1 protein-coding gene is annotated in these 950 nt (G+C 77.2%); it reads left to right on the top strand.

All coding sequences use genetic code 11. The annotated features are described in order from the left end of the window. Window positions 1–950, top strand: a 950-nt coding sequence (locus N869_RS18110; RefSeq protein ID WP_035063159.1) for a DNA glycosylase AlkZ-like family protein, incomplete at both ends; no start/stop codon positions are given.

The raw sequence follows: 950 nt of genomic DNA, 5'->3' as shown, positions 1-950 counted from the left end.
CGGTGTGCCACTCCCGCAGGGCCTGCCCGCGGCGTTCACCGACCCGGTGCCCGACCCGCTGGGGGACCTGGTGCTCCGGCACGCACGCACGCACGGGCCGTTCACGGTCGCCGACGTGGCCGCCCGGCTGGGGCTGGGCGTCGCGGTCGTCACCGAGGCCCTGCGGCGCCTGGAACGCGACGGCACCGTCGTCGTCGGCCGCATCCGACCCGCGACCCTCGGGGGCACCGGTGAGGAGTACTGCCACCGGGACGTGCTGCGGGTGCTGCGTCGCCGGTCCCTGGCCGCGCTGCGGTCCGAGGTCGAGCCCGTCCCCGCCCGGACCCTGGGGGTGTTCCTGCCACGCTGGCAGGGGGTCGGCGCGGCCGCGGGCAGGGGCGAGGACGCCCTCGTCCGTGCCGTCGAGCAGCTCACGGGAGCGGTCCTGCCGCTGTCCGTGCTCGAGTCGACCGTGCTGCCCCAGCGGGTGCTCGACTACCACCCGGGCATGCTGGACGAGCTGACCGCCGCCGGGGAGATCCTGTGGCGCGGCCACGCCGCCACCCCCGGCAAGGACGCCCTGGTGAGCCTGCACCTGGCCGCCACCGCCGACCTGACCCTCGGGGCGCCCACCGACCCCGGACCCGACGGGCACGACCCCGTGCGGCAGGCGGTCCTGGAGGCCCTGCAGGACGGTGGCGCGTACTTCCTGGACCGCCTGGTCGACAGGACGTTGCGCGCCCTCGAGGGCAAGGAGGGCACGGAGGACGGCGAGGGTGGCGGGGGCCGTGGTGACGCACCGGGGACCGGTGAACCGGGACTGGTCCCGGGCGCCGGCGCCGTGGTCGACGCACTGTGGGAGCTCGTCTGGCACGGCCACGTCACCAACGACTCGCTCGCACCGCTGCGGGCACGCCTGGCCGGCACGACCCGCGCCCGACGCGCGGCACCCACCCGGCAGCGGGCCAGGC

The organism is Cellulomonas bogoriensis 69B4 = DSM 16987 (assembly GCF_000767165.1).
GTDB classification, from domain to species: domain Bacteria; phylum Actinomycetota; class Actinomycetes; order Actinomycetales; family Cellulomonadaceae; genus Actinotalea; species Actinotalea bogoriensis.
This window is presented reverse-complemented; position numbering and strand designations above follow the sequence as displayed.